This is a genomic window from Natronorubrum sulfidifaciens JCM 14089 (genome assembly GCF_000337735.1).
Lineage (GTDB): Archaea > Halobacteriota > Halobacteria > Halobacteriales > Natrialbaceae > Natronorubrum > Natronorubrum sulfidifaciens.
Map to the genome: position 1 here is coordinate 1 of NZ_AOHX01000062.1, position 11619 is coordinate 11619.

Consider the following 11619-nt stretch of genomic DNA (forward strand, 5'->3'; position numbering starts at 1 on the left):
GCCTGCGTTACGGCGAGTACTGGAGTGCGCGAGCCTCTGGGAAATCCGTTTCGCCGCCTTCATTCATACTTCACCCTCAGTGAGCCACGGCTGTGGCTCGCTGGGGTTTTCGTATTTATTGAACCAGCCAGCGATCGCAATACGGTTAGCTTGATCTTTTTGTGTAGCCACTGAACGTCGGTGCGCACCCGGTCGCATGACGGCTATGTGATCAGTGTGTAAACAGTTTCAGTTGTTACTATAGTTCTCGAAGTGGACAACGGATGCCGCTCTTCGGATTTATAAAGAACAAGGAGAATACCCGCGCCTTTAGCTGCGGGAGGTTGTTAATATGAAGGTGAAGGACCGTTGTTGGCCCACGAGCAGTTTGTGATTACTGCGCGTAAGAGGTGAATACCTTCAACGGCAGTTGTTTATTTATCCGATGTGAATATCAGCATAATGGTTTAGTATTCGAACGCCTACCCTTGAGAAAATGAACTGTGATGGCATTAATTACCACACTTTAACGCACAATATTTAATAATTATAATATCTATCGAGACCTTCTCTGATAGGAAGATGAAATTATTGTGGCAACAAGTATCGGATTACATGGGTATGCATGTAAAAGAAACTGCAATATTTTCACAAGTTGGTACGCTAACGACCGGTTCAATACGAAGGCAGTTCGTAATCGTCGCTGTGGTTAGGTCTTGGGTCGGTGACGAAAGAACTGTATATGCGGACGCACTAGTCCATCATAGACCAGCCATGGCGGATAACCACACTGAAGCCGCACTCGAGGATTTACCGCCGAGCTCAAAATTTATTTATAAAACACTCGAAGACGCCGGCCCGATGACACTCAAGGGATTAACGGAGGAGACGATGCTCTCTTCGCGAACGGCGCGATATGGGCTGGATCAACTCGACGACGCTGATCTTATCGATTCGTCCCCAGCGCTTCACGATGGGCGTCAGACCTGTTACAAGCTTACTACCGATTCTTACGGAGCTGGGAGTAATTCTGGATCCTCAGTTCTTGTTTCGCCGGAGTGGGTAGAAGACCGTCTCTCGAAGTTTGAACAGGATGATCCGGAACTTCGACTTGTGGAGGCAGACGACGAGTACGACCAGGGACACATCCCGGGAGCTGTCCAGGTTGATATCCTCGGTGATCTTGTCGACGTTGACGGCTGTGGGGTCGCTGATAAGCGGTGTTTCGAAGAGTATGTGGGTGCGCGTGGAATCTCGAAAGAGAGTACAGTCGTAATCTACAGTACCCACCACAATCAGTACGCGGCGTATCTTTACTGGCTGTTCAAGTATTATCGCCACACCGATGTCAAACTCCTCGACGGTGGAAAGCAACGGTGGACTGAGTCTGACTATCCGATGACGACTGAAGAGCCTGAGGTTACTCCACAGGAGTACAGCGCACACGCTCCCGATGAGCGGATTCGTGCATATCGAACCGACATCGAAGCGGCGCTCGTACAGGATGTCGCTATCGTTGACGTGCGCTCCTCACTGGAGTATCATGGTGATATGACACAGCCGCCAAACAAGGATCTTCCCGAGGCTCGCACTGCGGGTCATATCCCGGGCACGATCCACATAACGTGGTCCGAGGTGATTGACGAAAACGGACAGTTCAAAGATCAATCAACGCTCGAGCAACTGTTCCGAAACCACGGTAGCACTCTTGAGACGGAGACCATCGTCTACTGCCATGTCGGGGAACGATCGTCGATCGTCTGGTTTGTACTCTCAGAACTGCTCGAGTATCAGTCAGTTTCTAACTACGACGGCTCGTGGATCGAGTGGGGGAACCTCATCAATGCGCCGGTCGAATCCGATACGGAAGAGCCCTAGTGGGCTCGAAATGAGCGTTTTAGCTGCCTGAAAACGATCTGTCGATATCTGCAGCGGATGTGACCTGATCAGATAGTGATCAGCAACTGCCACGTCGACGCGACGGAAGACTAGGCAATATTTTCTCTATGATCGTCGTTGCGCTCTTTCTCACACAATTGTTTCTCAAAGACGTGTGTTTAGATGCCCGAGACTGTAATATTCATGTGTACATGGTTAAAATAGCCATACTGGGTGCCGGTTCCGGCGGAGCCATGACGGCAAATCTTCTCCGTCGCAAACTGGATAACGACGAAGCTGAGATCACTGTAGTCGATAAAAGCACTGACCACTTCTACCAGCCGTCGTTTTATTTGGTTCCGTTCGGGTACCTCGAGCCTGATCAGTCTCGGAATATCAATGACCTCCTTAAGCCGGGTGTCGAGTTCGTTCACGACGCCGTGACGGGTGTCGATCCCGACGGACAGACCGTTTCCCTTGCGGATGGTGACGACCTCGAGTACGATTATCTCGTTGTTGCGACTGGCCACCGACTCGATCCGAGTGCGATGCCCGGATTGACCGAGGCTTGGGAAGACCACGACGATGTCTACCCGTTCTACCATTACGAGGCAGCACTCGAGATGCGCGACGCACTCGAGAACTTCGATGGGGGGACGTTCCTCGTCACCCAGCCCGACACGCCGATCAAGTGTCCTGGCGCGCCGCTGAAGATGACGATGCTTGCGGAGGACTACTTCCAGCGACAGGGCATTCGCGACGACGTCGAGGTCATCATGACGCGAAACGCCGAACACCACTTCGGCGTCCAGCCGTATCGTGACAAACTTTATGAGATCTGGAACGACCGTGATATCGAGTTCAAGGAAAACTTCTCGGTCGAAAAGGTCGACCCCGATGCAGGCGTCGTCTACGGTGCGGACGGTGAAGAGATCGAATACGATCTCTACGCACCAGTTACCCCACAGTTCGGTCAGGAGCCGATCACCGATAACTCGCCGCTGACCGAAGGCTCTGAGGATGGCGAGTACGTCACCATCGACAAGCACACGTGCCAACACGATGCGTACGACAACGTCTTCGCGCTGGGTGACTGTGAGAACGCACCACACTCCAAGACGGCCGCAGCCGCCCGAAAGCAGGCCCACATCGTCGGCAAGAACCTCACGTCGGCTATCCGTGACATGCCGCTTCGAGCAGAGTACGACGGCTACGCTGCCTGTCCTCTGCTGACGAAGAAGGGAAAGGCCCTGATCGCCGAGTTCGACTACGAGGGTGCCATCTCCGCGCCTGTCGAGAGCAAGATGAACTGGATCATGGATGTCAATGTCCTTCCATCCGTCTACTGGGATGCCTGGATGAAAGGCTACGATCCGCTTCCGTAACCAATGGCACAGAAAGATCAATCGGTCGACGGCGACTTCGATGGCACCGCCTTCGAGTCCGCCGAAGTAAACAAACTCGCTCGGACGCTCGACGAAAACGACGAGGAACTCGCGGAACTCCTCGAACTCCTCGTCGTTGTCCAAGAACTCTCCGAGGACCTCGCGCCCGAACTTCGCGAGGCCGCACACGACTCTCGGGAGCCGATCGCGGAGTTGCGTATGGCTCTGGAGAGCGAGGACACGCTCGTCCTCGTCCAGCGTGTCGGTGAGAACGCTGACATGCTCGTCGAACTCCTCGAAACGCTCGAGGTTGCAGACGACCTCGTGAGCGATCTGGCTCCCGAGTTTCAGACAGTCGTTCGTGAGAACCGCGAGACGTTCGCCCGACTTCGAGTTGCCGTAGAGCGCGAGGAGATGCTTGTCTTGCTCGAGCGCCTCGGTGAGAATACCGAGACGCTCATCGAGTTGTTGGAGTTGCTCGACGTCACCTACGACCTCGCCGAGGACATCATCCCGGAGGCCGTCGACGTCGCGCGCGAGAACAGAAAACCGATCGCGGAGCTGCGGATGATGGTCGCCGGCTTCTGTAGCACGTACTCCGAGGCCGAGCTTGAGCCACACCAACTCGGACAGAACCTCGGTAACATGTTCGTGCTTGGCAGCCAGCTTGGTGATCCAGAGCTAATCGATGCTGTCGAGTCGGGACTCGGTGCGTTCACTGAAGAGGAACCGCCGAAGAAGGTCGGTATGCTCGGGATGCTCGGTGCGCTTCGAGATGACGACGTCCGTCAGGGGCTCGGTGTACTCATCGAGTTCCTCCGCCGCATGGGTGCCTCGAGAGCGAAGTGACCAACTACGGGTCGACTGACTTGGGGTGTCTCCCGAAGTCATCGGGGCGCTCGACCGAATTGGCTGCCGCTTTTCCTTGCTGGCCGTGGCATGTGTATGGTACTCTATAGTATGTCACTTGAAAAGGGCAGGGGTATTATTTCGCTATTCCCCACCTCTCCATTCGGAATACGAAAAAATATCTTTTTGAAAAGGAGTTATAGTTGCTAGGCACCTAACCGAAGATGTAATGTCCGAAAACGAAAGCGACACGAGTGGATTTCCGCTTATCGGGGACCAGTTTCCCGAACTCGAGGTAGCAACGACGCATGGACCCAAGACGATCCCTGACGACTACGAGGGCCAGTGGTTCGTCCTCTTTAGTCACCCTGGCGACTTTACGCCGGTCTGTACAACTGAGTTCGTCGGCTTCGAGCAGCGCCGTGAGGAGTTCGAAGCACTCAACGCTGAACTGATCGGTCTCTCGATCGACCGTGTTCACTCCCACATCAAGTGGACCGAGTGGATCGACGAAGAACTCGACGAGGACATCGGCTTCCCGATCATTGCCGACGAGAGCGGCGACGTCGCCGATGCACTCGGTATGGTTCATCCCGGACAGGGAACCTCGACGGTCCGCGCCGTCTTCATCGTTGACCCCGAGGGAGTCACCCGACAGGTCCTCTACTACCCCAAAGAGATCGGCCGCAACGTCGACGAAGTCCTCCGCTCGCTCGAGGCACTCCAGACCTCCGACGAAGAAAACGTCGCGCTACCGTCGAACTGGCCAGAGAACGACAACTTCGGCGACAAGGCGCTGCTTTCACCACCTGGTACGGTCCAGGATGCAGAGGCACGCACCGCAGAAGCAGACCAAGAGGGCTATGAATCCTACGACTGGTGGTTCACCCTGAAAGAGATCTAGACGCTCGATTCCGTCACGTCGCACACGCACTTCGTAGGGGCGCCGTCCTGTCCGCCGGACGGTTCGAGACCGTCAACCATCCGTTCGATCCAATCTCTGTGCACGACCGCGAGCGAATCGCGGACTCGAGCGGTTTGGCAGGCACGTTGTGGACACCAGATCCACACCCACCAGAGTCTGTCCGTGTCCGTTCGTGTCGATGCCGTGGGCTGTTCGTCGCGTCGATGAAACTGATCCGAACACCGTCCAATCCGTTTTTATTGTCGAGTCGAGAATCAGGCTGCCGTATTTTGCTGGATGGACTCGATGGCTGCCTCCACGTCGTCGTCACTCCGTCCTGTTACCGTCATGACCAGCGTGGCTCCGGCCGTGGTGACGTCGGCTTCGTCCAGTGCAAGGGCTTCCGCCTCGGCATCTGAGAGCCCGTCCTCGTAGTAGAGTTCGTTGATCCGATCGTGGTGTGTCCGAACGAGCTCGAGTGCGAGCTGTTTCGCCGTATCGTCGTTCTCGGTACCGTCGGCTGCCAGTTGGTTGATCCGCTTGGAAAGCGAGCGAGTACGGTCGCTGTTGGAAGGATCTGCCATACTCCATCCTCTGGAGGGAAGATACTTATATGCTGTCTCCAATTCTCGCAGTGATGGAGACGCAGTGCGTTCGAGACCGGTGACGTGTCCCGCTTTCGCTCTTGCGGACACCGCTTTCAGGCGTCGGAAGACCCGCTGAGGACACATTTTTATCTCCCGGACAACAGCCTCTAAGCACGAATGCACACGGAAAACGGGTTTGACTACGACGTTGCGGTCGTCGGCGGTGGGCCGGCCGGACTGACGAGTGCGCTCTACACCACGCGGCTGGGGCTCGATACGATCGTCATCGACCGTGGCGGCGGTCGCGCAGCGATGATGCGCGAAACACACAACGTCATCGGGATCGGCGAGGGGACGTCGGGCAACGAACTGTTGCAGACCGCTCGAGAACAGATTCAGGGCTACGGCGCGGAGTACCAGCGTGACCTCGTCGAGGATGTCACGCCACTCGGCGACGATGCGGACGACGGCTACCGCGTGTCGACGGGCGACGAGAGCTACGACGTCTGTCGTGTTATCCTCGCAATGGGCTTTACTGACAACCGCCCGGAGCCACCGCTGCCCCCGACTGGCAGGGGGCTGCATTACTGTCTCCACTGTGATGCGTACATGTTCGTCGACAGCTCCGTCTACGTGATGGGAACCGGCGATGCTGCGGCATACGTCGCGATGATCATGCTGAACTACACCGACGACGTGGATCTGCTCACCCGTGGCGAGGAGCCCGAATGGAGCGACGAGACCGCCACGATGCTCGAGCATCACCCTGTCGACGTCGTCACTGCAGAGATAACCGGGATGAACAAAGGCGAGAACGGCTGGCTCGAGTCGTTCGAGTTCGACGATGGGCAGGTTCGAGCGTACAGTGGCGGCTTCCCGATGTACGGCTCCGACTATCACGACGATATCGTCGACTCGCTCGGCCTCGAGCGTCACGACGATGGGGTCGTCGCTGTCGACGAAGACGGTCGGACTTCCGTTGCGGGAGTGTACGCAGTCGGCGACCTCACGCCCGGTCACAACCAGATTCCGGTCGCGATGGGTGAGGGGGCAAACGTGGGGATCGCCGTCCACAAGGACTTGCGGGCGTTTCCGCGATCGCTTGAGGAAATCGAGTCGCAAGGCGAAGTGACGGCTGCGGACGTCCCCGCAATCTCGTCGGCGCTCGAGTCGACTGCTGTCGATCACGAGGGACACGCTGGCGGTTCTGCTGGGCAATCCGCATCCGACGACTGAGGCGGACCGCTGTCATGGATCCTCGATGTATCGTTTTGGTCTACAGAGAAAGCAGGTCGAGTGCCTCGGGATCGTTCAGAAGATTGAGTATTCCGTGATGACGAGAGAGCAACTTCTCTCGAACCACTTGATTTCGAGGGGGCTCACAGGTCGTTGCGGATGTCCCGACTCATGTAGTCGGGGCGATCAACAGCGTACTTGCACTGACGGCACCCGCTGGATTTCGCCAAAATATGAATGCGAGTCATTTATCTCCATCAGGTTATTACTGGAGTTGTGGACAACAATATGAGCGTTCAAACTGAGACGGAACCTGTCTCTAGATCCGCCCGTCGTGTCACCAGTGTCGTGTTGGGATCGTTCGGCGTCATCCTGTTGCTTTCGGCTGTCGCGTACGCTGTCACCGTGAACATCGTTAATTGGGTGACGGTGGATTTCCTCGCATATCCTGTTCACGCGGTTGCGCCATTCGTGGTCATCAGTGGCGCGATACTGACGATTCCGATTATCATCCCGACTGTTCTCGTTTCCGTAAAAGTCTTGCAGTGAGTTGCAAACCCAAAACTGTCGTTTGATTCGGTGTGATGTGTGTTTCATACGAACTACTGTCCGTATTAGTCGTCACTACCTTCTGTAGATTCTTTCCGGTAGACTGGCGGTGTGCTTCGAAGGGGACAATTATTCTGGCTGCTCGAACCCTTAATATCTCCCCTCTCAAAGGCTCTCCCGTATGGTTGAGACCATTTCGGCAGCGGACCTCCGGGACCGAATCGAGGCAGGAACACTGGACGTGCTCTTTGATACTCGAGCACCGGACGACTACGAGGACTGGCGGATTTCGGAGGCGGAAAACGTCGAGTACTCCGGCTCCGACGACGAACTCGTCGGCGAGTTCGATCCCAGCGAGTACGAGACCGATGACGAGGTCGTCATCACGTGTGCGACCGGCCGTTCCGCTGGGAAGTTCGCCGCGTACTTAGAAGAGGTCGAAGGCTTCGACAACGTCGCGTACGTCGACGGTGGAATGGAAGACTGGAGCTTGGTCTATGACGTTGTTCCGATCGCGACCAAACGCGACGACCTCGAGATCCTCCAACTCCAGCGTCGTGCAAAGGGTTGTCTCGGCTATCTCATCGGTTCGAAGCGAACGGGCAAGGCGGCGCTCGTCGACGTTACTCGCGCGACTGCGGCGTTCGAGCGAGCTGCCGCTAACCGTGGCTACGAGATCGCACGTGTCTTCGATACGCACATCCACGCCGACCACATTTCCGCGGGCCGAGATCTCGCCGACAAGTACGGCGTCCCGTACCATCTCGGCGAGCCGGCGAACACGCGTGACCCGCAGTTCGAGTTCGACGGCCTCGAACCGAACGAAACCGTAATGGTCGGCGACATCGCCATCAAAGCCGTTCATACGCCGGGTCACACGACCGGGATGAATTCCTATCTCGTCGAAGACGAGGCGTTGCTGACCGGTGACACGCTGTTCGTCGAATCGATCGGTCGAACCGAACTGCAGTTCGCCGGCGAGGACGCCAAAAGCGGTGCTCGTGTCCAGTACGAGACGCTCCAGCACAAGATCGCCACGATGCCCGACCACGTCAAGATCCTCCCCGGACACTTCTCGCTGACCGACGACGGCGAGTACATCGATGTCGAACCCGGCATGCCGATGTTCTCGACCGTCGGCGACATCTGGGCGAAAAACGAGATCGTCTCGCTCGATGAGGACGAGTTCGTCGAGCACATGTTCGAGAATCTCCCATCGAAGCCACCGAACTACGAGAAGGTCATCAAAACGAACCTCGGCGTCTACGAGCCCGAGGACGAAGACGAGCGCAACGAACTCGAGCTCGGACCGAACCGCTGTGCGGCAACTGAAGACAGCGCCGTAGCTGATGACTGATACGAGGAGACGCCTATCTATACGCCTATGCTCGGAATCGAAGGTGGAGTAACCGGCGCATTCGCTGTCGTTGGTTTCATCCTCGTACAAGCGGTCGCCCTCTACGTCGCCTACGGCTTGCTCGAGTCGGTCGCGAAGACGATACGCTCGAAACAGGTGGACTAACTGATGGAGATACTCGGACTCACCTTGCCGCTGCTCGTGTTGTTCGTGAGCTTCGGCTTTATGGTGGGGGTGTTGTTCGGCTTCTTCGGAATGGGTGGCTCATTCCTGATTACGCCAACCCTCCTGATCCTCGATTATCCCGCGTCCGTCGCGATCGGGAGCGGACTGGCGTTTTATTTCGGCACCTCTGTCATCGCCGTGATCAAACACTACGACGTGGGGCAGGTGGATTACAAGCTCGGTGCGGTCCTGTTCGTCGTCCTCTCGATCGGGATCGAACTCGGCAGTCGGCTCGTATTCGGCCTCGAGGCGTTGGGGATCGCCGAACTCGTCACCGGAATCGCGTACATCGTCTTGTTGGCAGGGATCGGCCTGCTGTTCCTGCGGCGAGCCTACAACCTCACGGACGACGATGACGACGAGGCTGACGAGGACGCCGACGACGATATTCCACCGATCGGTCAGAAGATTCAGTCGTACAACGTTCCGCCGATGATCTCGCTGACTTCGGGTGGCCGGGCCTCGCTGTGGACGATCTCCGGAGCAGGCGGCGGTGTCGGCCTTATCTCGGGGCTGATCGGCGTCGGTGGCGGCTTCATCCGAATGCCAGCGATACACTACCTGATCGGGACGCCACTCACTGCTGCGGTCGGGACGAGCCTGTTCGCCGGGCTGTTCTCGGGTGCGTTCGGGACGTTCACCTACGGGATGTCCGGCAGCGTCGACCTCGCGGTCGTCTCTATGCTGCTGATCGGGAGCGCCCTCGGTGCGAAGATCGGTTCGGCGGCGACCACGATGGTCGAAGAGAACGACGTCATCGTCTATTTCGGGATGATGATGCTGTTTGCCAGTGCGGGGATCGCACTGAGCGAGCTCGCCGACTGGATCGGCATGGGTGGACTCGAGATGCTGAGTGTCCTCCTGCTGGTCGGCTCGTCGTTCTTCGTCGCCTTGATGATCCTGTATCAGGTCGCACAAACGGTCAGTACGGACGGATCGCCCACGCAAACCGCTCCCGAAGGGGGTGACTGATGTCTTCGGGGGAGCGACAGCACAGCGCCGAAAAAACCGGTGATTCCACCGTTACACTGCTGCGTGTGTGGCTGTGATGCTCGTTGCACTCGTCGCGCTCATCTTGGCACTCGGTGTTGCCTCCCGCGTTCTCGCGGACCGACTGCGGATCCCGAGTGTCCTCTTTCTGATCTTCGCCGGGATCGCGATCGGTCCCGAACTGCTCGGTCTCGTCTCTCAGGAGACGTTTGGAGACGGGCTCCCGGCGATGGTCGGTGTCAGTGTCGCGATCATCCTCTTCGAGGGTGGCTATCACCTCCGTCTCGAGAAACTTCGTGAGAGTCCAACAGCGCTGTTTCGACTCACCACCGTCGGCGCAGCGATCACGTGGCTCGGGACGGCTGCCGCCGTCGTTTTCTTCCTCGAGACGAGTCTCGAGGTCGGATTACTCGTCGGCGCGTTGCTGATCGCGACCGGGCCGACGGTTATCGGCCCGATCTTGCAGGTCGTCACCGTCCGGGATCACGTCGCTTCAGTCCTCGAGGGCGAGGGAGTGATCAACGACGTGACGGCGGCGGTGTTGGTGGTCGTCGTCTTCGAGGTCCTTGTTGCAGGTGACGGCAGTCTCGGTCATCTCGTCGTGGATTTCGTCGGGCGGCTGGTCATCGGACTGGCGTTCGGCGCGCTGGTTGCCGGGCTTGTCTGGCTAGCGCTTAGCCGTAGCACCCTCACGCCGAGAACCGGGCCGCTGCACGCGCGATTGATCGTTCTCGCTGGGATCGTCGTCGCATACAGCGGTGCCGAAATCATCGCCAGCGAGACGGGGATCGCCGCCGCTGCCATGGCGGGATTTGCCCTCGGGAATGTCGACCTCCCACACCACGAGGCGGTGATCGACTTTCTCGATGATCTCTCCGTCGTCGTCCTCTCGTTTGTCTTCGTCGCGCTGGCGGCGCTGATCGACTTCGGAGACATCCTCCAACTCGGCATCGCCGGCATCGCCATCGTCGCCGCGATTACACTCGTTCTTCGTCCGGCAGTGATCTATCTCTCGACGACCGCTGAGCGCTTTACGCGCAACGAACGGCTCTTTCTCAGCGCTGTCGGCCCGCGGGGAATCATCCCTGCCAGCGTCGCAACGCTGTTTGCCGTCGAACTGCAGGCGCTTGGCCGCACACAGGAGGCTCAGCTGCTGGCTGGCACCGTTTTCTTGATTATCTTCGCGACGGTCGTCCTCCAGGCCGGCCTCGCACGACAGATCGCAAACTACCTCGAGGTTTCACCAATGCGTACACTCATCGTCGGTGGGGGACGGGTCGGCCTCTCCCTCGCAGAACGGCTCGAACAGGACGGCGAAAACGTGCTGCTCGTCGATGTGGACCCGGATGCGGTCGAAACGGCGCGCAAACGGGGGCTCCGAGCAGTTGAGGGTGACGGCACCGACGCCGACGTCCTCGAGCGCGCCGGCGCGTCGAACGCGAAAACGGTCATCGCGACCACGCCCGACGACGACGTCAACCTACTGGTCTGCCAGCTTTCGAAGACGACCTTCGACATTTCGAAGGTCGCCTCGCGGGTCAACCAGCCGGATAACGTCGACGCCTTCGAATCGCTGGACGTCCGGGCGATTGATCTCTCGATGGCGACGGCGTGGTCGCTCGAGAACGTCTTAGCGCGGCCGTCGCTGTCGGCGTGGATGAACGAACTCGGTCAAAAGGA

11 protein-coding genes are annotated in these 11619 nt (G+C 57.8%); 10 read left to right on the plus strand and 1 reads right to left on the minus strand.

The window, feature by feature from the left end:
* Positions 1–753 precede the first annotated feature (753 nt).
* The 4 genes from C495_RS17050 (at position 754) to C495_RS17065 (ending at position 4995) form a co-directional block, all read left to right on the plus strand.
* Positions 754–1857, plus strand: a complete 1104-nt coding sequence (locus tag C495_RS17050; RefSeq protein WP_008165203.1) for a rhodanese-like domain-containing protein — start codon at positions 754–756, stop codon at positions 1855–1857.
* 212 nt (positions 1858–2069) lie between these two features.
* Positions 2070–3242: an NAD(P)/FAD-dependent oxidoreductase gene (locus C495_RS17055; RefSeq protein WP_083902516.1), complete on the plus strand. Its 1173-nt coding sequence runs from the start codon at positions 2070–2072 to the stop codon at positions 3240–3242.
* A gap of 3 nt (positions 3243–3245) precedes the next feature.
* Complete coding sequence (locus C495_RS17060; RefSeq protein ID WP_008165206.1) at positions 3246–4091, plus strand: DUF1641 domain-containing protein; 846 nt, start codon at positions 3246–3248, stop codon at positions 4089–4091.
* A gap of 229 nt (positions 4092–4320) precedes the next feature.
* The gene (locus C495_RS17065; RefSeq protein ID WP_008165208.1) at positions 4321–4995 is read left to right on the plus strand and encodes a peroxiredoxin; all 675 of its coding nucleotides are present in this window, start codon (positions 4321–4323) and stop codon (positions 4993–4995) included.
* A gap of 275 nt (positions 4996–5270) precedes the next feature.
* Here C495_RS17065 and C495_RS17070 read toward each other — a convergent pair whose 3' ends face one another.
* Complete coding sequence (locus tag C495_RS17070) at positions 5271–5579, minus strand: hypothetical protein (RefSeq protein WP_008165210.1); 309 nt, start codon at positions 5577–5579, stop codon at positions 5271–5273.
* A 180-nt stretch (positions 5580–5759) separates the two neighbouring features.
* Between C495_RS17070 and C495_RS17075 the strand changes: the two genes are divergently transcribed.
* The 6 genes from C495_RS17075 to C495_RS17095 all read left to right on the plus strand — a co-directional run.
* A complete protein-coding gene (locus C495_RS17075) occupies positions 5760–6818 on the plus strand; it encodes an NAD(P)/FAD-dependent oxidoreductase (RefSeq protein WP_008165213.1) in 1059 nt (352 codons plus the stop codon).
* 288 nt (positions 6819–7106) lie between these two features.
* On the plus strand, positions 7107–7367 hold the full coding sequence (locus C495_RS17080; RefSeq protein WP_049890421.1) for a hypothetical protein: 261 nt from the start codon (positions 7107–7109) through the stop codon (positions 7365–7367).
* 181 nt (positions 7368–7548) lie between these two features.
* A complete protein-coding gene (locus tag C495_RS17085) occupies positions 7549–8724 on the plus strand; it encodes an MBL fold metallo-hydrolase (RefSeq protein WP_008165216.1) in 1176 nt (391 codons plus the stop codon).
* Positions 8725–8751: 27 nt separating this feature from the next.
* The gene (locus C495_RS18180; RefSeq protein ID WP_008165218.1) at positions 8752–8889 is read left to right on the plus strand and encodes a DUF7512 family protein; all 138 of its coding nucleotides are present in this window, start codon (positions 8752–8754) and stop codon (positions 8887–8889) included.
* A 3-nt stretch (positions 8890–8892) separates the two neighbouring features.
* Positions 8893–9921, plus strand: coding sequence for a sulfite exporter TauE/SafE family protein (locus C495_RS17090; protein ID WP_008165220.1), 1029 nt, complete (start codon positions 8893–8895; stop codon positions 9919–9921).
* Between the two features lie 76 nt (positions 9922–9997).
* The coding region (locus tag C495_RS17095) for a cation:proton antiporter (RefSeq protein ID WP_008165222.1) at positions 9998–11619 on the plus strand (1622 nt) is incomplete at its 3' end.

Coding starts and splice junctions, on each gene's coding strand:
- C495_RS17050 (WP_008165203.1), top strand. CDS start 754: ATGGCGGATAACCACACTGAAGCCGCACTCGAGGATTTACCGCCGAGC.
- C495_RS17055 (WP_083902516.1), top strand. CDS start 2,070: ATGGTTAAAATAGCCATACTGGGTGCCGGTTCCGGCGGAGCCATGACG.
- C495_RS17060 (WP_008165206.1), top strand. CDS start 3,246: ATGGCACAGAAAGATCAATCGGTCGACGGCGACTTCGATGGCACCGCC.
- C495_RS17065 (WP_008165208.1), top strand. CDS start 4,321: ATGTCCGAAAACGAAAGCGACACGAGTGGATTTCCGCTTATCGGGGAC.
- C495_RS17070 (WP_008165210.1), bottom strand. CDS start 5,579: ATGGCAGATCCTTCCAACAGCGACCGTACTCGCTCGCTTTCCAAGCGG.
- C495_RS17075 (WP_008165213.1), top strand. CDS start 5,760: ATGCACACGGAAAACGGGTTTGACTACGACGTTGCGGTCGTCGGCGGT.
- C495_RS17080 (WP_049890421.1), top strand. CDS start 7,107: ATGAGCGTTCAAACTGAGACGGAACCTGTCTCTAGATCCGCCCGTCGT.
- C495_RS17085 (WP_008165216.1), top strand. CDS start 7,549: ATGGTTGAGACCATTTCGGCAGCGGACCTCCGGGACCGAATCGAGGCA.
- C495_RS18180 (WP_008165218.1), top strand. CDS start 8,752: ATGCTCGGAATCGAAGGTGGAGTAACCGGCGCATTCGCTGTCGTTGGT.
- C495_RS17090 (WP_008165220.1), top strand. CDS start 8,893: ATGGAGATACTCGGACTCACCTTGCCGCTGCTCGTGTTGTTCGTGAGC.